The 23,584-nt window shown below is 68.4% G+C and carries 22 protein-coding genes and 1 tRNA gene; 4 read left to right on the top strand and 19 right to left on the bottom strand.

Annotated elements, in window-relative coordinates; all coding sequences use genetic code 11:
- Window positions 1-70: 70 nt before the first annotated feature.
- From AC04MD_RS08475 to AC04MD_RS08460, 4 genes are all read left to right on the top strand, one after another.
- Window positions 71-625 carry a Dps family protein gene (locus tag AC04MD_RS08475; protein ID WP_310164563.1) on the top strand — a complete coding sequence of 185 codons (555 nt, stop codon included), beginning with the start codon at window positions 71-73 and terminating at the stop codon, window positions 623-625.
- A gap of 66 nt (window positions 626-691) precedes the next feature.
- Window positions 692-865 carry a hypothetical protein gene (locus tag AC04MD_RS08470; protein ID WP_475496836.1) on the top strand — a complete coding sequence of 58 codons (174 nt, stop codon included), beginning with the start codon at window positions 692-694 and terminating at the stop codon, window positions 863-865.
- A gap of 1,030 nt (window positions 866-1,895) precedes the next feature.
- Entirely contained in the window at window positions 1,896-3,689 is a 1,794-nt protein-coding gene (recQ, locus tag AC04MD_RS08465) for a DNA helicase RecQ (RefSeq protein ID WP_475496835.1), read from the top strand.
- A 101-nt stretch (window positions 3,690-3,790) separates the two neighbouring features.
- Window positions 3,791-4,249, top strand: coding sequence for a hypothetical protein (locus AC04MD_RS08460; protein WP_475496834.1), 459 nt, complete (start codon window positions 3,791-3,793; stop codon window positions 4,247-4,249).
- 5 nt (window positions 4,250-4,254) lie between these two features.
- Here the strand turns inward: AC04MD_RS08460 and AC04MD_RS08455 are convergent, their stop codons facing one another.
- The 19 genes from AC04MD_RS08455 to AC04MD_RS08365 form a co-directional block, all read right to left on the bottom strand.
- The gene (locus AC04MD_RS08455; RefSeq protein ID WP_475496833.1) at window positions 4,255-5,433 is read right to left on the bottom strand and encodes an MFS transporter; all 1,179 of its coding nucleotides are present in this window, start codon (window positions 5,431-5,433) and stop codon (window positions 4,255-4,257) included.
- A gap of 6 nt (window positions 5,434-5,439) precedes the next feature.
- Window positions 5,440-7,620 carry a beta-glucosidase BglX gene (gene bglX, locus AC04MD_RS08450; RefSeq protein WP_475496832.1) on the bottom strand — a complete coding sequence of 727 codons (2,181 nt, stop codon included), beginning with the start codon at window positions 7,618-7,620 and terminating at the stop codon, window positions 5,440-5,442.
- A 119-nt stretch (window positions 7,621-7,739) separates the two neighbouring features.
- A complete protein-coding gene (locus AC04MD_RS08445) occupies window positions 7,740-9,767 on the bottom strand; it encodes a M3 family metallopeptidase (protein ID WP_475496831.1) in 2,028 nt (675 codons plus the stop codon).
- 27 nt (window positions 9,768-9,794) lie between these two features.
- Entirely contained in the window at window positions 9,795-10,907 is a 1,113-nt protein-coding gene (locus tag AC04MD_RS08440; protein WP_475496830.1) for a PLP-dependent cysteine synthase family protein, read from the bottom strand.
- Window positions 10,908-10,970: 63 nt separating this feature from the next.
- Window positions 10,971-11,046: transfer RNA gene (locus AC04MD_RS08435), tRNA-Lys, on the bottom strand.
- A 73-nt stretch (window positions 11,047-11,119) separates the two neighbouring features.
- Complete coding sequence (gene queC, locus AC04MD_RS08430; protein ID WP_475496829.1) at window positions 11,120-11,785, bottom strand: 7-cyano-7-deazaguanine synthase QueC; 666 nt, start codon at window positions 11,783-11,785, stop codon at window positions 11,120-11,122.
- Window positions 11,786-11,957: 172 nt separating this feature from the next.
- Window positions 11,958-12,641: a 7-carboxy-7-deazaguanine synthase QueE gene (queE, locus tag AC04MD_RS08425; protein WP_475496828.1), complete on the bottom strand. Its 684-nt coding sequence runs from the start codon at window positions 12,639-12,641 to the stop codon at window positions 11,958-11,960.
- Between the two features lie 60 nt (window positions 12,642-12,701).
- Window positions 12,702-13,526, bottom strand: coding sequence for a tol-pal system protein YbgF (gene ybgF, locus AC04MD_RS08420; RefSeq protein ID WP_475496827.1), 825 nt, complete (start codon window positions 13,524-13,526; stop codon window positions 12,702-12,704).
- A gap of 15 nt (window positions 13,527-13,541) precedes the next feature.
- A complete protein-coding gene (pal, locus tag AC04MD_RS08415) occupies window positions 13,542-14,057 on the bottom strand; it encodes a peptidoglycan-associated lipoprotein Pal (RefSeq protein ID WP_475496826.1) in 516 nt (171 codons plus the stop codon).
- Between the two features lie 58 nt (window positions 14,058-14,115).
- Window positions 14,116-15,435 (bottom strand): Tol-Pal system beta propeller repeat protein TolB, encoded by a 1,320-nt coding sequence (gene tolB / locus AC04MD_RS08410; RefSeq protein WP_475496825.1) that lies wholly within the window; start codon window positions 15,433-15,435, stop codon window positions 14,116-14,118.
- A 102-nt stretch (window positions 15,436-15,537) separates the two neighbouring features.
- The gene (gene tolA, locus AC04MD_RS08405) at window positions 15,538-16,575 is read right to left on the bottom strand and encodes a cell envelope integrity protein TolA (RefSeq protein WP_475496824.1); all 1,038 of its coding nucleotides are present in this window, start codon (window positions 16,573-16,575) and stop codon (window positions 15,538-15,540) included.
- Window positions 16,565-17,008 (bottom strand): ExbD/TolR family protein, encoded by a 444-nt coding sequence (locus AC04MD_RS08400; protein ID WP_162337761.1) that lies wholly within the window; start codon window positions 17,006-17,008, stop codon window positions 16,565-16,567. The genes tolA and AC04MD_RS08400 overlap by 11 nt, the downstream gene beginning before the upstream one ends.
- A 12-nt stretch (window positions 17,009-17,020) precedes the next feature.
- Window positions 17,021-17,794 carry a protein TolQ gene (tolQ, locus tag AC04MD_RS08395; RefSeq protein ID WP_475496823.1) on the bottom strand — a complete coding sequence of 258 codons (774 nt, stop codon included), beginning with the start codon at window positions 17,792-17,794 and terminating at the stop codon, window positions 17,021-17,023.
- 39 nt (window positions 17,795-17,833) lie between these two features.
- On the bottom strand, window positions 17,834-18,289 hold the full coding sequence (gene ybgC / locus AC04MD_RS08390; RefSeq protein ID WP_475496822.1) for a tol-pal system-associated acyl-CoA thioesterase: 456 nt from the start codon (window positions 18,287-18,289) through the stop codon (window positions 17,834-17,836).
- Between the two features lie 51 nt (window positions 18,290-18,340).
- The gene (gene ruvB / locus AC04MD_RS08385; RefSeq protein ID WP_475496821.1) at window positions 18,341-19,381 is read right to left on the bottom strand and encodes a Holliday junction branch migration DNA helicase RuvB; all 1,041 of its coding nucleotides are present in this window, start codon (window positions 19,379-19,381) and stop codon (window positions 18,341-18,343) included.
- A 36-nt stretch (window positions 19,382-19,417) separates the two neighbouring features.
- Complete coding sequence (locus AC04MD_RS08380) at window positions 19,418-21,346, bottom strand: potassium transporter Kup (RefSeq protein ID WP_475496820.1); 1,929 nt, start codon at window positions 21,344-21,346, stop codon at window positions 19,418-19,420.
- A 52-nt stretch (window positions 21,347-21,398) separates the two neighbouring features.
- Complete coding sequence (gene ruvA, locus AC04MD_RS08375) at window positions 21,399-21,986, bottom strand: Holliday junction branch migration protein RuvA (RefSeq protein WP_327481723.1); 588 nt, start codon at window positions 21,984-21,986, stop codon at window positions 21,399-21,401.
- Window positions 21,987-22,182: 196 nt separating this feature from the next.
- The gene (ruvC, locus tag AC04MD_RS08370; protein WP_475496819.1) at window positions 22,183-22,704 is read right to left on the bottom strand and encodes a crossover junction endodeoxyribonuclease RuvC; all 522 of its coding nucleotides are present in this window, start codon (window positions 22,702-22,704) and stop codon (window positions 22,183-22,185) included.
- Window positions 22,705-22,824: 120 nt separating this feature from the next.
- Complete coding sequence (locus tag AC04MD_RS08365) at window positions 22,825-23,556, bottom strand: YebC/PmpR family DNA-binding transcriptional regulator (RefSeq protein ID WP_475496818.1); 732 nt, start codon at window positions 23,554-23,556, stop codon at window positions 22,825-22,827.
- Window positions 23,557-23,584: the final 28 nt, after the last annotated feature.

Below are 23,584 nucleotides of genomic sequence, written 5' to 3'. Positions count from 1 at the left end.
ACTTTTTGCTCACGCCACATGTTCTAGTCTGTCCATTGTGCCGCCTCAACCCACCTACAGGAGCATCCGCATGGCCAAGCCGAAGACCAAGCCCGCCAAGACCAAGGCCCCCTCCGTGGCCGCGCCGCTCGCGGCGGCCCCGTCGGCACCCAACATCGATATCGGGATCAGCGGCGGCGAACGCAAGAAGATCGCCGATGGCCTGTCGCGCTTCCTGGCCGACAGCTACACGCTCTATCTGAAGACCCACAACTTCCATTGGAACATCACCGGCGCGATGTTCAATTCGCTGCACACGATGTTCGAGACGCAGTACACGGAGCAGTGGACGGCGCTGGACGAGATCGCCGAGCGCATCCGCGCGCTGGGCTTCAATGCGCCGGGTTCGTACCGGGAGTTCGTCAGCCTGACCTCGATCCCGGAGGAGCCGGGCCTGAGCGACAGTGCTGACTGGCGGGAGATGGTGCGCCAGTTGGTGATCGGCAACGAGGCGGTCTGCCGGACGGCGCGCAAGGTGCTGGACATCGCGGACGATGCGGACGATGCGCCGACGGAGGATCTGCTGACGCAGCGTCTGCAGACGCACGAGAAGTACGCGTGGATGCTGCGCTCGCTGTTGCAGTAATCGCGGCGATTGCGGTTACTTCGAAACGCCCGGCTGGTCCGGGCGTTTTCGTTTTTGGACGTGCGGATGGATCGCCTGCATGGAGGCATGGTGCCGCTCACCGCGGCACCCTACTTTTCTTTGCTTGTGCAGAAAGAGTGGGCGTTCTTCTTTGCAAAAGTGTGGATGGATCGCATGTACGCAGGCATGGTGCCGCTCGCCGCGGGGGCCTTACTTTCTTTGCTTGCGCAAAGAAAGTAAGCAAAGAAACACACCCCAGGCGGCACGCCCTGCGCTGCGCGCAGGGTCCGCGAGCGTTCCGGGAATTTCCGTAAGGCACATCCATGTGCCATACGGAAACGCCGTTATCCATGACGGCGCCCTTCGGGTTGTACCCGGCCCACTCGCCGTGCCTCATGGGGACCCGAAGCGCGAGCAACAGCAAAAGCTGCGGAGATCTGGCAGATGCCGCTCCCGGGGCCCCTGAGGTCCGGCAGTCACGGCGGGTAAAACCCGCAGGGCGGCGCACAGGACGTGCGCCGTTTTCGGCCAGGGCAGGATGCCCTGTCCGAAAATTCCCGCCGGGACTGCGCACCCGCCGCGCAGCGGCGGGCGGACCGCCGGGGTGTGTTTCTTTTGCCTACTTTTCTTTGCACGAGCAAAGAAAAGTAGGGCCCCCGCGGCCAGCGGCGCCATGCACGACAACCGCGCAAACCCACCGCCAGCCCACGAACCCGTATCACCAACGCCCCCAACCCAACCTCCCGCGCAAAATCGCGATCCCCCGCCCCCTCATCGCGACGCACGACGCAACCACCGTCACTCACCGGGCTCCCCACCGCACCTGCCGCATACAACACCCGGCGAGCCGCCCAACAAACCCCGCCCTCCACGTTCCCGACCCCGCACGCCAGGTAACCACACCCCGCGTCCCGCGTTCCGGACCCTGCCTTCCGCGTCCAGAACGCGGCACACCGGGCGTTCTGCCCCGCGCACCGAGCACAACACGCCGCGCACCGCGTTCCCCCACCCCGTCGACCGCGCACCAGACCCGGACCTCCGCGTCCCGAGCCCCGCGCACCGCGCGAACAACCCCGCGTTCCGCGTTCTGAACCCCGCACGCCGAGTTCCGAACCCGGTACACCGCGTACAGAACCCGGACCGTGGCCCGGCGGACCCGCACTGACGACCACGCTGTCCAGCCACTACCACGTGCGTCTGACCCTCCGGACCCCATGATCGACACACCCGACCCGCCGGCCGTCCCGCGCGGGCGCGGTATCCTGTGCGCATGTCGTCCCCCGCACTTGAAACACTGCAGCGCGTCTTCGGTTACAGCGCTTTCCGTGGCCACCAGCAGGCCATCGTCGAACACCTCGCCGCCGGCCACGATGCCCTGGTCCTCATGCCGACCGGCGCCGGCAAGTCCCTCTGCTACCAGGTGCCCGCCCTGCTCCGCGACGGCACCGGCATCGTCGTCTCCCCGCTGATCGCGCTGATGCAGGACCAGGTGGACGCCCTGCGCCAGCTCGGCGTGCGCGCCGCCTTCCTGAATTCCTCGCTGGCCGCCGACGAGGCCCAGCAGGTCGAACAGGCCCTGCTGCGCGGCGAGCTCGACCTGCTGTACGTCGCGCCGGAGCGGCTGCTGACCGGGCGCTTCCTGTCGCTGCTGGACCGCAGCCGCATCGCCCTGTTCGCCATCGACGAAGCGCACTGCGTGTCGGCGTGGGGCCACGACTTCCGCCGCGAATACCTGGAACTGACCCTGCTGCACGAGCGCTGGCCCGACGTGCCGCGCATCGCGCTGACCGCCACTGCCGACCCGCCGACCCAGCGCGAGATCGCCGAGCGGCTGAACCTGGTCGAAGCCGAGAAGTTCGTCAGTTCGTTCGACCGCCCCAACATCCGCTACACCGTGGTGCAGAAGGACAACGCGCGCCACCAGCTGCGCGACATGCTGCACAAGCACCAGGGCGAGGCCGGCATCGTCTACTGCCTGTCGCGCAAGCGGGTGGAACAGTTCGCCGACTACCTCGCCGAGCAGGGCTTCAACGCCCTGCCCTACCACGCCGGTCTCGACGCCAGCGTGCGCGCGCACAACCAGCGCCGCTTCCTGCGCGAGGACGGCATCGTCATGGTGGCGACCATCGCGTTCGGCATGGGCATCGACAAGCCCGATGTGCGCTTCGTGGCGCACGTGGACCTGCCCAAGTCGATGGAAGGCTATTACCAGGAGACCGGCCGCGCCGGCCGCGACGGCGAGGCCGCCGAGGCCTGGCTGTGCTACGGCCTGGGCGACGTGGTGCTGCTGAAGCAGATGATCGAACAGGGCGAGGCCGGCGAAGAGCGCAAGCGCCTTGAGCGCCGCAAGCTGGACCAGCTGCTCGGCTACTGCGAATCCACCCAGTGCCGGCGGCAGGTGCTGCTGGCCGGCTTCGGCGAGACCTACCCGCACGAGTGCGGCAACTGCGACAACTGCCTGAGCCCGGCCGCGACCTGGGATGCGACGGAGGCCGCGCAGAAGGCCTTGAGCTGCGTGTACCGCAGCGGCCAGCGCTTCGGCGTGAACCACGTGATCGACGTGCTGCGCGGCAGCGAGAGCGAACGCATCCGCCAGTGCGGCCACGACCACCTGACCACTTACGGCATCGGCAAGGACCTGGACGCCACCGCGTGGCGCAGCGTGTTCCGCCAGCTGGTCGCCTGCGGGCTGCTGGAAGTGGAGGCCGAGTTCGGCAGCCTGCGCCTGACCGAGGGCAGCCGCACGGTGCTGCGCGGCGAGCGCCGCCTGCAGCTGCGCAAGGAACAGCGCGAGAAGCGCGAACGCGACCGTGGCGCGCGCAGCGGGGTGCCGGTGCAGGCGGCCGATCTGCCGCGCTTCCAGGTGCTGCGCGACCTGCGCGCACAACTGGCGCGCGAACAGAACGTGCCCGCCTACGTCATCTTCCACGACAGCACGCTGCGCAACATCGCCGAGCAGCAGCCCGCCACGCTGGCCGAACTGGCGCGGGTCGGCGGCATCGGCGGCGCCAAGCTGGAGCGCTACGGCCAGCGGGTGCTCGACGTACTGGGCGCGGCGGGATGAGTTCCCCATCGCGGGCGCCGATCTCAGCCGACGTTCAATCCGGGACTGTTAGGTTGCCTTGCAGGCCCCTCACTCGAGGGGCCGCCGTTCCGGGATTCCCCATGAAGACCCTGCCTGTCGCCTTGCTGGCCCTGATGACCGCCGTGCCCGCGTTTGCGCAGTCGACCGCGGAATCGCTGGACCTCAGCCTGCCGCAGTCCGCGGCCTACGCCAAGGATCCGCCCGGTACCTGGTACGGCGACACGCAGCCGGCGCGCCCGAAGAAGAGCGCCGCGCCCGCGGCCCCGGTCGATCCCTGCGTCTACTACGGCGACGACGACGGCGATGGCGTGTCGGGCAGCGTCACCACCGGCATCGGCTACAGCAAGGGCCATGGCCGCAGCACCTACAACGCGGCCAACCTCAACCTCTGCAAGACCACGTACGACGACGAAGGCAAGCCGCGTACGTTCAACCTCAACATCAACGTCGACCGCTACGACGGCCCCGGCGGCTATTACGGCGGCCCGTACGGCGGCTACCCTGGCGGCCCGATGATGCGTGGCGCACCGCGCCCGTAAGTAGCTCAGTCGCGCGTGGCGACGCGCGCGACCGACGCCACCGCGACCAGCAGCACGACCAGCAGGCCCAGCGCCGCCGCCAGCGAGGTGAGCTTGGCGATGAAGCCCAATGCGGCCGGGCCCAGCAGCACGCCCGCATAGCCCATCGTGGTGACCGCGGCCACCGCCAGGTGCGTGGGCATGCTGCGCTGGCGTCCGGCGGCGGAGAACATCACCGGCACCACGTTCGCCGCACCCGCACCGACCAGCGCGAAGCCCGCCAGCCCGGCCAGCGGCGATGGCACCAGGATCGCCAGCGTGAAGCCCGCCGCCGCGACCAGCGCACCGCACAGCACCACACGGAACGCGCCCAGCGCCTGCACGATGCGATCGCCGGTCAGGCGACCGATCGTCATCATCACCGCGAAGGCAACGTAGCCGAAGCCGGCGGTCGCCGGATCGGCGTTGCGAACGGAGGTGAGGAAGACCGCGCTCCAGTCCAGCACCGCGCCTTCGGACAGGAACATCGCGAAGCACACCGCGCCAACCAGCAGCACGCGCCCGCGCGGCAGCACGAACGCGGGATGGTCGCCGTCGCCACCGTCGACGAGCAGGCCACGCCGCGCACCGGCCAGCAACACCGCGGCGATCACCGCCATGCCGCCGATCGCCATCAGCGGCGACGCGCCCAGTGCCAGCGCACCGGCCACGCCACCCGCGCCGGCGATGCCGCCGACGCTGTACATGCCATGGAAGCCAGACATCATCGCGCGCCCGCTGGCGCGTTCGACGATCACCGCCTGCACGTTCATCACCACGTCGAGCACGCCCATGCTGGCGCCGAACACGGCCAGCACCAGCGCGAGCACGGGAATGCTGGGCGCCAGCATCAGCGCCGGCATGCACAGGCAGATCATCGCGCCCGCGGCGAGGATCGAGCGGCGGCAGCCGAAGCGCGCGGCCAGCCCCCCGGCCAGCGGCATCATCAGCACCGAGCCCACGCCCAGGCACAGCAGCATCAGGCCGAGCTGGCCGTCGTCCAGCGCGAGCTTGTGCTTGGCGAACGGGATCAGCGGCGCCCACGCCGAGATGGCGAAGCCGCCGATGAAGAAGGCGATGCGGGTGGCGATGCGTTCGCGCGCACCGGGAATGGCGTCGTCGTTCACGGCACCGGCGGACGGTGCGGTGTCGTCATGCGCCGACATCGGCACTCAGGGCGCGAGCAGTTCGAACGGCACGGCGTCGCCGACCGCACTGGACGGCGACACCCACAGGTCGAACAGGCCCGGTTCGGCGACCGGTCGGTTGTCGACGCCGTGAAATTCGACGTCGGCGCGCGTGAGCGTGAACTCGACCTCCTGCGATTCGCCCGCGGCCAGCGCGATCTTGCGGAAGCGCTTCAGCTCGCGCACCGGGCGCACGCGGCTGGCGGTGCGGTCGCGCAGGTACAGCTGCACCACTTCTTCGCCATCGCGGTCGCCGCGATTGGTGATGCGCGTGCGGATGGTCAGCGTGTCGTCCCAGCCCAGCGTCTGCGTGTCGAGCTGCGGCACGCCGTACTCGAAACGGGTGTACGACAGGCCGTGGCCGAACGGATACAGCGCCGCGTGCGACACCTCGCGCCAGCGCGTCTGGAAGAAACGCGGCGTGCCCGGCACGTTGGGCCGGCCGGTGGCGGGATGGTTGTAGAAGTACGGCTGCTGGCCGGCGTCCTGCGGAAAGCTCACCGGCAGGCGCGCGGACGGGTTGTAGTCGCCGAACACCACGTCGGCGATGGCCGGACCGGTCTGCGTGCCGAGGAACCAGCCGACCAGGATCGCCTGCGCATCGCGCACCGCGCCGTCCAGCGCCAGTGCGCGGCCGTTGCGCAGCAGCACGACGACCGGCGTGCCGGTGGCGGCGACCGCCTCGGCCAGCGCCTGCTGTGCGGCGGGCAGCACGATCTGCGTGCGCGACTGCGCTTCGCCAGAGAACTCGTGCGGCTCGCCCACGGCCAGCAGCACGACGTCGGCATCGCGCGCGGCGGCGACCGCGGCGTCGATGCCACCGTCGAGCGCCTCTTCGATGCCGCTGCCCGGCACCACGACCAGCGCGGACGGATCGTCCAGCGCGGCGCGCAGGCCGGTTTCCACGTCCACCATGCGCGAGGCGTCGCCGAAGATGTTCCAGCAGCCGCCGAGGTTGGCGGTGTCCTGCGCGAACGGCCCGATCAGCGCGATGCGCTGGCCGGCCTTCTTCAGCGGCAGCAGGTCGCCGTCGTTCTTCAGCAGCACGATGGAGCGGCGCGCGCAGTCGCGCGCCAGCGCATCGTGTGCCGGGATATGCGACTGGTCGGCTTCGCGTTCGACGTCGAGGCAGCGGTAGGGATCGTCGAACAGGCCGATGGCGGCCTTCACGTGCAGCACGCGGCGCACGGCCTCGTCGACCTCGTCCATGCCCAGCCGGCCTTCGGCGACCAGGGTGGCGACGTGGCCGGCGTAGATGCCGCTCTGCAGGCTCATGTCCAGGCCGGCCGACAGCGCCTTCTGCGCCGCGTCGGCTTCATCGCTGGCGTAGCCGTGCGCGATCAGTTCCAGGTCGGAGGTGTAGTCGGAGACGACGAAGCCTTCGAACTTCCACTCGCCGCGCAGGATGTCGGTCAGCAGTTCGCGATTGGCCGAGGCCGGCACGCCGTTGATGTCGTTGAACGAACTCATCAGCGTCAGCGCACCGGCGTCGATCGCCGCCTTGAACGGCGGCAGGTGCACGTCGCGCAGCGTCTGCGGCGCCATGTCGACGAAGTTGTAGTCCAGGCCCGCGGAGATCGCGCCATAGGCGGCGAAGTGCTTGGGCGTGGTCAGCAGCGAATCGGCGGCGGTCAGGTCCTTGCCCTGGAAGCCGCGCACGCGGGCGGCGGCGAGTTCGCAGGAGAGGTAGACGTCCTCGCCGGAGGTTTCGGCCACGCGGCCCCAGCGCTGGTCGCGCGCGATGTCGACCATCGGCGCGAACGTCCAGTGGATGCCGGTGGCGGTGGCTTCCTTCGCGGTGGCGCGCGCGGTGCGCTCGGCGAGGTCGGGTTCGAAGCTGGCCGCTTCGCCCAGCGGGATCGGGAACACCGTGCGCATGCCGTGGATGACATCGGCGCCCAGCAGCAGCGGAATGCCGAGACGGCTGTCCTCCACCGCGATGCGCTGCGCCTCGCGGCCTTCCGCCACGCCCACGCCGTTGAACAGCGCACCGACACGCCCGCTGCGGATCTGCTCGCGAACCTGCTCAGCATCGCGCGCGAAGGTCTCCGGATTGAACTCGAAGGCGAACGGACGCAGCGCATCGGCGAAGGCGCCGAGCTGACCGATCTTCTCCTCCAGCGTCATCTCGGCGATCAGGCCTTCGATCCTTCGCTGATGCGGCATGTAAGCGGTCCTCCCGGGAACGCCGGTGTAACGGGGGAGCCATTATGAAAACGTTTACAAGCGGGGTCAAACCCGCTGGAAACGGGTTCCGCCCAGCCCTCCGGGATCCGCCGCGACGCTCAGCCGGCCATGCCGGAATGCCGCAGCAGCGCGTCGATCCTGGGCGCCCGGCCACGGAAGGCGCGGAAATTTTCGGCGGCGGACCGGCTGCCGCCACGCGCCAGCACCTCGCGGCGGAAGCGCGTGCCGGTGTCGGCGACCTGCGCGGGCGCTTCCTCGAAGGCGGCGTAGGCATCGGCGCTGAGCACTTCGGCCCACTTGTAGCTGTAGTACCCCGCCCCGTAGCCACCGGCGAAGATGTGGCTGAACTGGTGCGGGAAGCGGTTGAACGCAGGCGGCAGGTTCACCGCCACCTCGTCGCGCACCCGGTCCAGCAGCGCCAGCACGCTGTCTTCGGCCGCATCGAAACCGCTGTGCAGCTGCATGTCGAACAGGCCGAACTCGAGCTGGCGCACGGTGGCCATGCCGCTCTGGTAGTTCTTGGCCGCGACCATCTTGTCGAACAGCGCGCGCGGCAGCGGTTCGCCGGTGTCCACGTGCGCCGTCATCGCCTGCACGCGTTCCCATTCCCAGCAGAAGTTCTCCATGAACTGGCTGGGCAGCTCCACCGCGTCCCACTCGACGCCATTGATGCCGGCCACGCCGAGTTCGCCGACCTGGGTCAGCAGCTGGTGCAGGCCGTGGCCCATCTCATGGAACAGCGTGGTCACGTCGTTGTGGCTGAAGGTGGCCGGCGTGCCGTCCATGCCCTTGCCGAAGTTGCACACCAGATACACCAGGGGCGTCTGCGCGCCGCGCGCGGTGTCGCGGCGGTTGCGGCATTCGTCCATCCAGGCGCCGCCACGCTTGCCCTCGCGTGCATACAGGTCGAGGTAGAACTGGCCCACCAGTGCACCGTCGCCATCCACCAGGCGGTAGAAGCGCACATCGGGATGCCAGGTCGGCGCGGTGTCCTGCTCCACGCGCAGGCCGTAGAGATCGCCGATCACGCCGAACAGGCCAGCCAGCACCGCCGGCTCGGTGAAGTACTGCTTCACTTCCTGCGCGGAAAAGCTGTAGCGCGCCTGCTTGAGCTTCTCGCTGGCATAGGCCAGGTCCCAGGCTTCGAGCGTCTCCAGGCCGAGCTGCTCGCGGGCGAAGGTTTCCAGTTCCTCGCGGTCGCGCTGCGCATGCGGCCTGGCGCGCGCGGCGAGATCGCGCAGGAACGCCAGCACGTCGTCCGGCGTGTCGGCCATCTTGGTCGCCAGCGAATACTCGGCGTAGCTGGCGAAGCCGAGCAGCGCGGCGAGTTCGGTCCGCAGCGCGAGGATGCGGTCGATCAGCGCGGAGTTGTCCAGCGCCTCGTTGTCGGCGAGTTCGGACGCGCGCACCGCATTCGCGTGGTACAGCGTCTCGCGCAGCGCGCGATCGTCCGCATACGTCTGCACCGGCAGGTAGCACGGCATCTGCAGGGTGAATTTCCAGCCCGGCTCGTCGTCGGCCTTGGCCGCGGCGCGCGCCGCCGACACCACGTCGGCCGGCAGGCCACCGAGGTGCTGCTTGTCCTTGATCCAGAACTCGTACTCGTCGGTCGCATCGAGCACGTTCTGCGAGAACTTCGCCGAGAGCCCGGCAAGCTCCTCCTTCACCGCGGCGAAGCGCGCCTTCTGTTCGTCCGGCAATTCGGCACCGCCGAGGCGGAAATCGCGCAGCGCATTGTCCAGCACCTTGCGGCGCGCGTCGTCGTACTGCGCCGCGTCGGGCGCATCGGCCAGCGCGCGGTACTGGCGATACAACGCGAGGTTCTGCCCCAGCGCGCTCCAGAAGCGCGTCACCTTCGGCAGCTGCGCGTTATAGGCGGCGCGCAGCGCCGGCGTGTTCACCACGGCTTCCAAGTGGGTGACCTGGTTCCAGCCGCGCGCCAGGCGCTCCGTAGCGTCGTCCAGCGGTACGACGAACGCGTCCCAGGTCACCGGGGCGACGGCTTCCGCCGCTTTCACCGCCGCCTCGGCCTCGGCCAGCAACCGGTCGATGGCCGGTGCGATGTGCTCGGGACGGATCGCGTCGAAATGCGGCAGGCCGGAGAAATCGAGCAGCGGATTGGTCATGGGGATGCCTCGTTCAACAAAGGGGGGTCAGTCCGGCCAGTCGGCCTGCGCAAGCACAGGCAGCCCGCGTCCGGCCACGGCGGCGGCGATCGCGTCGTCGCTGTCCACGATGGGGATGCCGCGCTCGAGATACCAGTCCCGGTTGTAGTAGCTATGCGCGTAGCGCTCGCCGCTATCACACAGGATGCTGACGATGGCGCCCGCTTCGCCCGCCTCCCGCATGCGCGCCGCGGCCACCAGGATGCCGACGAAATTGGTGCCGGTCGACCCGCCGACACGCCGCCCCAGTACCGCGCTGACGTGACGCATGGCCGCCAGGCTGAAGGCATCCGGTACCTTCACCATGGCGTCGATGCAGGCCGGGATGAAACTGGGCTCGCAGTGCGGGCGTCCGATGCCTTCGATGCCGGAGCCGCGTGCGCAGGTCAGCGACGTATCCTCATGGCCGTCGCACGCACTCCGGTACTGGTCGAAGAACACCGAATGCTCCGGGTCCGCGCACAGTACGCGCGTCGGATGCCGCCGATAGCGCACGTAGCGCCCCAGCGTAGCGCTGGTGCCGCCGGTTCCCGGACTGCAGACGATCCACGCCGGTACCGGATGCGGCTCGGCCTCCATCTGCTTGAAGATGGACTCGGCGATGTTGTTGTTCGCCCGCCAGTCGGTAGCGCGCTCGGCGTAAGTGAACTGGTCCATGAAATGGCCCCCGCTCTCCTGCGCCAGTCGCCGGGAAACTTCGTTGATCTCCGCCGCCTGCTCGACCAAGTGGCAGCGCCCACCCTGGAACTGGATGGCCGCGATCTTGTCGGGCGAGGTGGACGACGGCATCACGGCGATGAAGGGCAGACCGAGCAGGCGCGCGAAGTACGCCTCGGACACCGCCGTCGAACCGCTGGACGCCTCGATGACCGGCGCGCCCTCGCGCAGCCAGCCGTTCGCCAGCGCATACAGGAAGAGCGAGCGCGCGAGCCGGTGCTTCAGGCTGCCGGTCGGGTGGCTGGATTCGTCCTTGAGATAGACGTCTATGCCGGGAAAGCCGGGCAGCGGCAGCGGGATCAGGTGGGTATCGGCTGACCGATTGTAGTCCGCTTCGATGCGCTGGATCGCCTGCGCCGTCCAGTCACGCGCTGCCGTGGTCACGGGGATTCCTGCCGGGCGCCGACGCGAACGCGGCGCAGTGATGGCGCGTTGGCGGGATGTGCGTGGTGGGCCGTGAAGGATTCGAACCTTCGACCAAAAGATTAAAAGTCTTCTGCTCTACCGACTGAGCTAACGGCCCGGAAACGCATCCCGGCCTTGCACCGGGACGCGCATTCTACCCCAAGGTCCACGATGGGGCGAAACCCGCGCGATCAGACGTAATGCGTCGGGTCCGCCACGCCGGCGTCGGCGAAGCCGGCGGCGCGCAGGCGGCAGGCATCGCAGTGCCCGCAGGCGCGGCCCTGCGCGTCGGCCTGGTAGCAGGACACGGTCTGCGCGAAATCGACGCCGAGCCGCACGCCTTCGCGCACGATGTCGGCCTTGCTCATGCGCAGCAGCGGCGCCTGGATGCGCAGGCCCGCGCCTTCCACGCCTGCCTTGGTCGCCACGTTGGCCAGCGTCTCGAACGCCTCGATGAATTCGGGCCGGCAATCCGGATAACCCGAATAGTCCACTGCGTTGACGCCGCAGAAGATGTCGTTGGCGCCCAGCACCTCGGCCCAACCCAGCGCCACCGACAGCATGATGGTGTTGCGCGCCGGCACGTAGGTCACCGGGATGCCCGGCCCGCCGGCTTCCGGCACGTCGATGTCGTCGGTCAGCGCGGAGCCGCCGATGCTGCGCAGGTCCACGTGCACGGTCTTGTGCGCGGCGGCACCCAGCGTGGCGGCGACGCGCGCGGCGGCATCGAGCTCGGAGGTGTGCCGCTGGCCGTAGCGCACGCTGAGCGCGTGCACCGCGAAGCCTTGCTCGCGGGCGATGGCGACGACGACGGCGGAGTCCATGCCTCCGGACAGGAGGACGACGGCATTTTTCATGGGATTCGTGATTCGTGATGAGTGGTAAGGCGTGGGGACGTCAGGCCCGTCATCCCAGCGCATGCTGGGATCCATGGTGCCGTTGCGTCTGATTTTTGTCCAAGCGGAAGGCAAGTGGATCCCAGCGTGCGCTGGGATGACGGCAACAACCGCCCCACTCAGTGCCGTCCGCTCACCTGCCCGGCTCGTCGTTCCACAACAGCTTGTGCAGCTGCATCTGGAAGCGCACCGGCAGGCGATCCTCGACGATCCAGTCCGCCAGGTCGCGCGGCGACAGCTCGGACTTACTGGGCGAGAACAGCACGTCGCAGCGCTCGGCCAGGCGGTGTTCGGCGAGCATGTCGCGGGCCCATTCGTAGTCGGCGCGACCGCACAGCACGAACTTCACCTGGTCGCGCGCGGTGAGCAGCGGCAGGTTCTGCAGCCGGTTACGCGCCATCTCGTGGGAGCCGGGCGTCTTCAGGTCGACCACGCGCGACACGCGCGGATCGACGTCGGCGATGTCGAGCGCGCCCGAGGTTTCCAGCGACACATCGAAACCGGCGTCGCAGAGCTTCCGCAGCAGCAGCAGGCAGCGCTTCTGCGACAGCGGCTCGCCGCCGGTCACGCAGACGTGGCGGACGCCATGGCCGGCGACCTCGGCGACGATGTCGTCGATCTCGCGCCACTCGCCGCCGTGGAAGGCGTAAGCGGTGTCGCAGTACTGGCAGCGCAGCGGGCAGCCGGTCAGGCGGACGAAGACCGTGGGCCAGCCGACCGCGTTCGCCTCGCCCTGCAGGGACAGGAAGATCTCGGTGATCTTGAGGCGTTCCAGCGGGGACTGGACGATCTCGCTGGGGCGGGCGGCATCATTCATGGGGTGCGCATGATACGCCCTGCGGCCCTTCATCCGGCCTGGCAGGCCGGACGCGGCAACTCAGCGCAGGCGGCCGAGCTGGATGGCGCGAAGGCGGTCGTCGGCGGTGCGGGCGACGTCGGTGCCGGGGTACTTGGCGATGACCTCGCCCAGGGTGCGTTCGGCTTCGGGCAGCTTGCCCAGCCCGTAATCGCACAGGCCGATCTTCAACAGGGCGCCAGGCGCCTTGTCGTGGGTCGGGTACTGCGCCAGCAGTGCGCGGAACTGCTCCGCGGCCAGCGCGTAATTCTGGGTGACGTAGTAACTCTCGCCCAGCCAGTACAGCGCGTTCGGCGCGTACACGCCGCCCGGGTAGAGCTGCAGGAAGCTGGTGAACAGCTGCGCCGCATCGGCGTAATCGCCAGCCTTGAGTTTGTCGAAGGCGACGTTGTAGGCGGTGCGCTCGTCGCCGGCGGCGGACAGGGCGCCCATGTCGCCATGGACGGCAGGCGGACGTTCTTCCGCTGCGGCCGCCACGACGGGCGCCGGCACGGTGGCCGGCGCGGCGACGGGGGCATTGCCCAGCGGCGGTGCAGCGGCCGGAGCCGGGGCCGTGCCGCCTTCCAGACGGTTGAGGCGACCATCCAGGTCGAGGTACTGGTCGCGGGCGCGCTGCTTGAGCTGCTCGTTCTCGTTCTGCAGCTGCTCCAGCTGGGCACGCAGCTCACGCAGTTCCGCTTCCTGCTGGGTGACCTTGTTGAGCAGGTCCAGGTTCTGCTGCGGATTGTTGGCCTTCGCCTCCAGCGCGGCCACGCGATCGGCCAGGCTGACGCGTTGCGCGTGCGCGGGAGCGGCGGCCACGAGGGCCGCCGCCATGACCAGCAGGTAGATCTTCTTTGCGATCATCGTGACGATGACGGCTTACTTCGCCGTGTAGACGATCTCGACGCGACGGTTCTGCGACCAGCAGGACTCGCTGGAATCGGTGCAGACCGGGCGCTCTTCGCCGTAGCTGACCACGGTCAGCTGGCTGGCCGAACCGCCGTTCGCCTGCAGGGCCGAATTCACGGCATTGCCGCGGCGCTCGCCCAGGCCCAGGTTGTACTCGCGGCTGCCGCGCTCGTCGGCGTGGCCTTCCAGCGAGATGCGCGAGGACGGACGGTCACGCAGGTACTTGGCGTGGCAACCCATGATGGCCTGGAACTCCGGCTTCAGGGCGTCCTGGTCCAGGTCGAAGTACACCACGCGCTGGCGCAGGCAGCTGTCGCGGTCCAGATCGTCCGGTCCGAACGCACCCGAGGTGGTCGGGGTCGTCGGCGTGGTGGGGGTGGTCGTGGTGGTGTCGGTCGGGGCTTCCGGCTTGACGGCCTTCTTGCAGCCGGCCAGCACGGCGACAGACATCATGGAGAGCAGCAGCACACGGGTGGTGGTGTTCATGGACATTCCTTGCGTCGTTGGAACGGGGGGTCAGGGATTCAATATTGTAGACAAAAATTTAACGGGCGGTCCGATAGGGCGACCAGGCAGGTTCGCGCACATCGGCGTTCGCCACGACCAGACGCTGGCGTACGCGCGCATCGGCCGAGACCGCGTAGAGCACGCCCCGCCCGCCTTCGCGCGCAGCGTAGAGCACCATGCTGGCGTTGGGCGCGAAGCTGGGGGATTCGTCCAGCGAGCCCGGCGACAGCGACGTCCAGCGGGCGCCGCCCAGACTGCTGTCCATCAGCGCGATGCGGTAGTTGTTGCCGCTGCCCTGCACCACCGCGATTTTCTTGCCGTCGAAGGCGATGCTGGCGGTGGCGTTGTAGTTGCCTTCGAACGTCACCCGGCTGGCGCTGCCGCCGCTGGCCGGCACGCGGTAGATCTGCGGGCGACCGCCGCGGTCGGACGTGAAGTAGAGGCTGCTGCCATCCGGGCTCCACACCGGCTCGGTGTCGATCGCCGAGGTGGTGGTGATCTGGCGCAGCGAGCGGCTGCCCAGGTCCATCACGTAGATCTCGGGATTGCCGCTGCGCGACAGCGTCAGCGCCAGCTGGCGGCCGTCCGGCGAGAACGAGGGCGCACCGTTGATGCCGCGGAAGCTGGCGACCTTCTCGCGCGCACCGGTGGAGATGTCCTGGATGTAGATCGCCGAGTTGCCGCTCTCGAAGCTGACGTAGGCCAGCTTGCGGCCATCCGGGCTCCACGACGGCGACAGCAGCGGCTCGGCCGAGCGCACCACGGTCTGCGGATTGAAGCCATCCGAGTCAGCCACCATCAGCGCGTAGCGCGTCGCCTTGCCGGTGCCGGCGGCGGTGATGTACGCGATGCGGGTCCAGAAGGCGCCACGCACGCCGAGGATCTTTTCGTAGATCGCGTCGGCCATCTGGTGGGCGACGTCGCGAAGGGCATTGGCGCGCGCGGTCTTGACCTCACCCAGCAGGCGCTCCTGCTTGGCGACGTCGAACAGTTCGTACTCGACGCGGTAGCTGCCGTCGCCGGCATCGGCGACGCGGCCGACCACGATGTAGTCCTGCCGCAGCGTGCGCCAGGTCGGGTACAGGATCTCGCTGCCGCGCGTCGGGCGCTCGGTGATGCGGGCTTCGGGGAGGGTACGGAAGGCACCCGAGCGCTCCAGATCGGCGCGCACCACGGCCGACACGTCGGTCGGCGGGGCGCCCGCGCTGCCCTGGTAGGGCATCGGCACCACCGTGATGGGCAGGGCCGACGCGTTGCCGCCGATGATGTCGATCTCCAGCCCTTGCTGCTGGGCGGAGGCCAGCGCCGGGACGAGAGAGAGCAGGAACAGGGCAAACCAGCGCAGCGGTTTCTTCATGGGCAACGGCTCTGGGGTTGAACGGGGGCGGCAAAGGGATACCAGCCCGCGCGTGAACGTTTTAACAATTGTGAACGGAGGGCAGCGAAACGCGGCGTGAAGTCAGCGGTCCCGGGCTTCGAAATTCAGGGTCAGGGTCCTGGCGAACACCGATTCGTAGCCCCGGTACGGCAGTGGCTGGGCCTTCAAGACGGCGCGCTCGACCGAATCCTGGCCGGCCGCGTCCATCGCGCAGCCCGGCTGGACTTCCGCGCTGACCACCTCGCCGCCCGGCAACTGCCGGATCACGACCTTGCAGCGCGTCCCCACGGGAATGGATTCGGGGCGGGTCCACTGTCGCAGGACCGCCTCCTGGATGGCGGCGGCGTAGCGCCCGCGCAGATCCTCGTCGGTACCGCCATTGCCGACCGGCCCGGCGGTCGGTGCCGCCGAGGACGCTGCGGCGCTGGCGGCCTGCCGTGCACGTGCATCGGCCATCTGCCGCAGCTTCTGCTCGGCCAGCTGCGCCTCGCGCGCCGCCTGGGCGCGCTGGCGGCGGATTTCCTCCAACCGCTTCTTGTCAGCCTCGGCCTTCTGCGCTGCCTCGGTGGCGACCCGTTTCTGCCGGTCCTCTTCCTGCTGGGCGGCCAACCGGCGTTGCTGCTCGGCCTGCTCCTGGCGCTTGCGCTCGGTCAGGTCGATCTGTTCCTGGCGGCGCTTGGCCTCCTGCTCCTGGCGTGCGGTCTCCTGCGAGATCGCATCGCGGCGCGCTTCATCCTGGTCCACGTCGTCGGGCACCGGGATGCGCTCCTGCGCATTGGCCTGGCGCTCGACCGGCGCGTCCTGCGGCGCCGGCTCGGGGATCGGCTGCGGCGGCGGGATGGTGTCTTCGGGAGCCGGCTCCTGCACGGGCTCGGGCATCGGCGCCGGCTGGAAGTCGAGCGCGCGCGCGACTGCCTGCTGGTCGGCGGCCGAGACATCGAGCGTGGCTTCCATCGACTGCGAGCCCGCCGCATTCAGGCGGTCGCGATCCCACTGGAAGTACGGCGACAGCAGCAACACGGCGAGCAGCAGCAGGTGCAGGCCGATGGCCCACGCCACCGCCCGACCCAGCCCCTCGTCCTCCGGGGGGCGCTGGCGCTGGATCACCTCAGCGTGCATTGCCACCCGCGTTGGTCATCAGGCTGACGTTGCCGACCTTCGCCCGCCGCAGCACGTCCATCGCGTCCAGCACCTTCTGGTACGGCGCCGATCCCTCGGCGGCCACCATGATGCGCAGCTCGTCGCCCTGCTCGGCGCGAATCGCCGCGACCCGAGACTCCAGCGTCGCCGCGTCCAGCACCTCGGGCTGCTTGGCCTCCGGCAGCTTCAGGCCGAAGCGGCCGTCCGGATACGCGACCACGATGACCGGTTCGTTGCGCGTCTCCACCGCTTTGGCGTTGGACGACGGCAGCTTCACGTCCACGCTCAGCGTGAGCAGCGGCGCGGTCACCATGAAGATGATCAGCAGCACCAGCATCACGTCGATGTAGGGCACGACGTTGATCTCGGATTTCAGCTTGCGCCGCTTGCGATGGAAGATGCTTCCGGCCATGGCGTGCCCCGCTTACTCGCCCGAACTCTGGCGCTGGAGGATCGAGCTGAATTCCTCGGCGAAGCTCTCGTAGCGCACGGCCAGCCGCTCCACGCGGGTGGTGAAGCGGTTGTAGGCCCACACAGCCGGGATCGCCACGAACAGGCCGATGGCGGTGGCGAACAGGGCTTCCGAAATCCCCGGCGCGACGGCGGCGATACCCGCCTGCTCACCGCTGTTGAGCATGTCGTGCATGGTCACCATGATGCCGAACACGGTACCGACCAAGCCCACATAAGGCGCAGTGGAGCCGATGTTGGCCAGCAGCTCCAGGTTGCGCTCCAGCTGGTCGACTTCGCGCGTATAGGTCACGCGCATGGCGCGCTGCGCGCCTTCGAGCTGGGCGCGACCGTCGAGGCCGCGCTTGTCGCGCAGGCGGGTGAATTCGCGGAAGCCTGCTTCGAAGATCGCCTCCAGACCGGTGACCACGCGGTTGCGGTCGGCGGCGCCGGCATACAGTTTGTGCAGTTCGGCGCCGGACCAGAAGCGGCCCTCGAACTCGTCGGCGTCGCGGTTCGCGGTCTTGAACACGCGTCCCTTGCGGAAAATGATCACCCAGCTGATCACCGACCCGACCAGCAGCAACAGCACGATCAGCTGCACCGGCAGGCTCGCCTTGAGCATCAGGTCGATGTAGTTGATCCCGCTGTGCGTGGTGGCAGCGGCGGCTTCGGCCGCGGCGGTCGTCGCCTCGGGCGGCAGCGCCTCCGTCACGACTTCCTGGAAGGCCAGCAGCGTTGCGATCATCCGTCGTTCCTCGTATATCGGTTCGTGGTGCGTATCGGGTTACAGCGGCTGGCCCGGGATCTCGAGCCGGCGGAATTCGTCATACAACGCCTCGGGCAGGGCAACGGGTCTGAAACCCGACGCACTCAGCGCGGCCACTTTCACCTCGGCGGTCAGCAGAACCTCGCCGTCCCGTTCGATGGACTGGGCGAAGACCACGCTGGCCCGCCTGCACTGGTGGATGCGCGCACTGACCTGAAGCAGATCGTCCAACCGGGCGGGGCGCAGGAAATCCAGACGCATCGCACGGACGGCGAACACCAGGCCGTGGGTCTGGCGCAGTCGTTCCTGAGCGTAGCCACGGGCCCGCAACCATTCGGTACGGGTCCGCTCCAGGAAAGCGACGTATTGCGCGTGGTACACCACGCCACCGGCGTCGGTATCTTCCCAATAGACGCGTGTCGGAAAGATGAACGGAGCCGTATCCACGGCGATCCTCGTCGAATCAGTCGTCAAAGCATGTGCTCCCGCACGGCGTGGTGCATACCAACCTGAAGCCAGTGGGGCTCAGAACAACTCGCCCGACACGTCGCCGGATTCCGGCACCCTGCCCTTCGGCGTCAGCCCCAGGTGGAGGTACGCCTTGCGGGTCGCCATGCGGCCGCGCGCGGTGCGTATCAGGAAGCCCTGCTGGATGAGGTAGGGCTCGATCACGTCCTCCAGCGTGCCGCGCTCTTCGCTGAGCGCTGCGGCCAGCGACTCCACGCCGACTGGGCCACCGTCGAAGCTGTCGATGATGGTGCGCAGCATGCGGCGGTCCAGTTCGTCGAAACCCTCCGGGTCCACCTTGAGCATCTGCATGGCAGCGCGCGCCACGTCGACGTCGATGTGGCCATTCGCCTTGACCTGGGCGTAGTCGCGCACGCGCCGCAGCAGGCGGTTGGCGATGCGCGGCGTGCCGCGCGCGCGGCGCGCGACCTCGGCGGCGCCTTCCGGCACGCAGTCCATGCCCAGGATGCGGGCCGAGCGCTGCACGATGCGGGTCAGTTCCTCCGGCGAGTAGAACTCCAGCCGCTGCACGATGCCGAAGCGGTCGCGCAGCGGCGCGGTCAGCAGGCCGGCGCGCGTGGTGGCGCCGATCAGGGTGAACGGCGGCAGGTCGAGCTTGATCGAGCGCGCGGCCGGGCCTTCGCCGATCATGATGTCGATCTGGAAATCTTCCATCGCCGGATACAGCACTTCCTCGACGACCGGCGACAGGCGATGGATCTCGTCGACGAACAGCACGTCGTGGGGCTGCAGGTTGGTCAGCAGCGCGGCGAGATCGCCGGCCTTCTCGATCACCGGGCCGGAGGTCACCCGCAGGTTCACGCCCAGCTCGTTGGCGATCACGTGGCTCAGCGTGGTCTTGCCGAGACCGGGCGGTCCGAAGATCAGCACATGGTCGAGCGCCTCGCCGCGCCCCTTCGCCGCCTGAATGTAGATGTCCAGTTGCTCGCGGACCGGCTTCTGGCCAAGGTATTCGTCCAGCCGCTTGGGACGGATGCTGGCCTCGATGGCGTCGTCTTCGCGGGTGGCGGAGGAGTCGATGATGCGGTCGGCGGTCATGACGGGATTATGGCCGAAATGCCGGCCCGTTCCCCGTCAGATCTCGACCTGCGCACCCAGTTCGACCAGCCGGTTGCCGGGAATGCGGAAGAAGCCGGTCGCCGGCGCGGCATTACGGTGCATCGCCGCGAACAGCTTGTCGCGCCAGATCGGCATGCCGCCATGGCGTGCGGCCACGATGGTTTCGCGGCTCGCGAAGTACGTGGTCTCCATCGGATCGAAGTACACGCCGCCCTGGTCGCACGAGCTCATCAGCGCCTGCGGCACGTCCGGCGTTTCGGCGAAGCCGTAGCTGATCACCACCCGGTAGAAATCATCGCCGATGGGTTCGATCTTTAGCCGCTTCTTCTTCGGCGCGTACGGCACCGTCAGGGTCTCGACGGTGAGGAACACGTTGCGCTCGTGCAGCACCTTGTTGTGCTTGAGGTTGTGCAGCATCGCGTGCGGCACCACACCCTTGTCGGCGGTCAGGAAGATCGCCGTGCCCGGCACGCGCACCGGCGGCGCCAGCATCAGCCCGGGCAGGAACGTATCCAGGCGGATGCCTTCCTTCTGCACTTCGCCATGCAGCAGTTCGCGGCCACGGCGCCAGGTGCGCATCATGGTGAAGGCGGAGATGCCGATGAACAGCGGCACCCAGGCGCCGATGCCGGTGACCAGCTTGGCGCCGTTGGCGAACAGGAAGGCCAGGTCGATGACCAGGAAGATGCCGCACAGCGGCAGCACCCACTTGCGCGAATCCGGCCAGCGCGTGTACGCGACGATCGCCAGCAGCAGCGTGTCGATCAGCATCGTGCCGGTCACCGACAGGCCGTATGCGGTGGCCAGTGCGCCGGAACTCTGGAAGCTCAGCACCAGCACGATCACTGCGAGGTACAGCATCCAGTTGATCGACGGCACATAGATCTGGCCGATGGTGTCCTTGGAGGTGTACTTGATGTGCAGGCGCGGCAGATAACCCAGCTGTATGGCCTGGCGCGTCACCGAGAACGCGCCGGTGATGACGGCCTGCGAGGCGACCGCGGCCGCGGTCGTCGCCAGCACCAGCATCGGGATCTGCGCCCAGCCCGGAATCGACATGTAGAACGGATTCGCTACCGCCTCGGGATGGCGCAGCAGCACGGCGCCCTGTCCGTAGTAGTTCAGCACCAGCGCCGGCAGCACGAAGCCGAACCAGCCCCAGCGGATCGGCCGCTTGCCGAAGTGGCCCATGTCGGCATACAGCGCCTCGCCACCGGTCACCGTCAGCACCACCGCGCCGAGGATCAGCACCGCATGCCAGTCGTGGGTCGTGAAGAAATGCCAGGCCCAGTACGGATTCAGCGCCGCCAGCACCGACGGGTTATGCGCGATGTTGTAGATGCCGAAGCCGGCCAGCACGATGAACCAGGTGATCATCACCGGACCGAACGCCTTGCCGACCTTCGCCGTGCCGAAGCGCTGCGCCGCGAACAGGCCGGTCAGGATGACCAGGCTGATCGGCACCACCCATTGCTTGAACACCGGCGAGACCACTTCCAGGCCTTCCACCGCGCCCAGCACCGTGATCGGCGGCGTGATCATGCCGTCGCCGAAGAACAGCGCTGCACCGAAGATGCCGAGGATGCCGACCGTGTAGCTCATCCGCGAGCCCTTGGCCAGGCTGCGTTGCGCCAGGGCGGTCAGCGCCATGATGCCGCCCTCGCCGTCGTTGTCGGCGCGCATGATGACGATCACGTACTTCAGCGTCACCACCAGCAGCAGCGACCAGAAGCCGAGAGAGAGCAGTCCGCGCACGGTGTTCGGGTCCGGGGTCAGCCCGAAGTGCGGGTGGAACATCTCCTTGATCGTGTACAGCGGGCTGGTGCCGATGTCGCCGAACACCACACCGACCGCGCCGGCGACCAGGGCGACCATGCCCGCCTGCGAATGACCGTGCGGCCCGCTGTTGCCGGCATCGGCGTGGGAAGAAGATGGGGAGGACATGGCGGCCGGAAGGGTAGCGCTGTGGAAGTGAAGGTGTGCTCTAGGACGGCGGTCAGCGCAGCGCGGCCTGCAGGGCCTTGCGAATGATCGTCGCGGCATCGTCGCCGGGCGCGGTGGCGTCGCGCGCCATCCGCGTGGCCTCGGCCGGCTTGTAGCCCAGCTGCTGCAGGGCGATGGTGGCCTCGGACTGCGGATCGGCCGGCAGCGCGGTGATGCCGCCCACGCCCGTCCCCATCAGGTCCGCGGCGCGGTCGCGCAGTTCTACCACCATGCGCTCTGCCGTCTTCTTGCCGATGCCGGGGATACGCGTCAGCGCGGTGATGTCGCCGGCCTGCACCATGCGCGCGAACTCGTCCACGCTGGCGCCGGACAGCACCGCCAGCGCGATCTTTGCGCCGATGCCCGTGACTTTCTGCACGTCGCGGAACAACCGGCGCTCGCCTTCGCGCAGGAAACCGTACAGCGACACGCTGTCTTCCTTCTGCGCGTAGTGGGTGAACAGCAGCACCTCGCGCCCCACGTCAGGCAGGTCGTAGAAGGTGCTCATTGGCGCTTCCAGCTCGTAGCCCACGCCACCGACGTCGATCACCAGCCAGGGCGGCGACTTGTACGCCAGGATGCCGCGAAGACGTCCGATCATGGAAAAGCTCCTGCATTTCCCTTCTCCCACCGGGAGAAGGTGGCGCAACGCGCCGGATGAGGGCCGAACCGAGTTCGCAGCGGCGAACCGCGGAATGCGGCCAACGACACGGATCGGGTGCCATCCAGACTCCGGCTGCCCTCTCCCCAACCCCTCTCCCGCCGGGAGAGGGGCTCGCTCAGCGGCCGCCGCCCTATCATTTCCTGCTCCAGGCCAGTTGCGACCCCACACCCAGTCGTTTGGCGGTGGCGCGTACATGCGCGTGGGTGATGGCCACGGCCAATGCGTCGGCGGCATCGGCCTGCAGTTTGCCCTGCAGGCTGAGCAGCAGGCCGACCATGTGCTGGATCTGCGACTTCTCGGCGCTGCCGCGGCCGACCACGGCCAACTTGACCTGGGTGGCCGCGTATTCGTGCACCGGCAGGTCGCGCAGCACCACCGCGCTGATGGCGGCGCCCCGCGCCTGCCCCAGCTTCAGTGCCGAATCCGGATTGCGGGCCATGAACACTTTCTCGATCGCCACTTCGTCCGGTGCCCACGTGGCGATGATCTCACCCAGCCCGTCCAGCAAACGACGCAACCGCAACGGAAAGTCGCCCTCGCCCAGCAGCACCAGCGGTGCGTGGTAGACATGCGTGGTCTTGCCCGCCGCATCGACATCGATGATGCCGATGCCGGTGCGCTGCGAACCGGGGTCGATGCCGAGGATGCGGGTCATGGGAGCCGGGATTGGGGATTCGAGATTCGGGATTCGAAACCGGCGGACGCAGGACTCGACACCAGGGCCAGGGGAGAACGCTGTTGCGAATCTCCAATCCCGAGTCCCCAATCCCATCCGTCAGGCATACGCATCCGCGCCCAGCTCGGCGTTGGAATAGACGTCCTGCACGTCGTCCAGGTCTTCCAGCATGTCGAGCAGCTTCTTCACCTGCACCGCCGTCTCGCCTTCCACGCGGATGTCGTTGTCGGCGCGGTAGGTGATCTCGGCATGGTCCGGCACCAGGCCGGCGGCGGTCATCGCGTCCTTCACCGCCTGGAAGGCGTCGGGCGCGGTGACCACGTCGATGGAGCCGTCGTCCGGGTAGACCACGATGTCGTCGGCACCGGCGTCGATGGCGGCTTCGGTGATGTTCTCTTCATCCGCGCCGGGCGCGTAGCTCAGCACGCCGAGGCGCTTGAACATGAAGGCCACCGAGCCTTCGGTGCCCATGTTGCCGCCGTGCTTGCCGAAGGCGTGGCGCACTTCGGCCACGGTGCGGACGCGGTTGTCGGTCAGGCAGTCGACGATCACCGCGACGCCGCCGGGCGCATAGCCTTCGTAGCGGATCTCTTCGAAGACCACGCCTTCCAACTCACCGGTCGCCTTCTTGATGGCGCGCTCGATGACGTCCTTGGACATGTTGGCCGACAGGCCCTTGTCCACCGCCGCGCGCAGGCGCGGGTTGTTGGCGGGATCGCCGCCGCCGGCGCGGGCCGCCACGCCGATCTCGCGGATGATCTTGGTGAAGATCTTGCCCCGCTTGGCATCGGTGGCATTCTTGCGGGCTTCGATCGACGGGCCTCTGCCCATGGGAACTTCCGGAGTGCACTGACAAGGG

The organism is Pseudoxanthomonas sp. LjRoot206 (assembly GCF_056175725.1).
The sequence above is the reverse complement of the archived record's forward strand: the minus strand, read 5'-3'. Positions and strand labels throughout refer to the sequence as shown.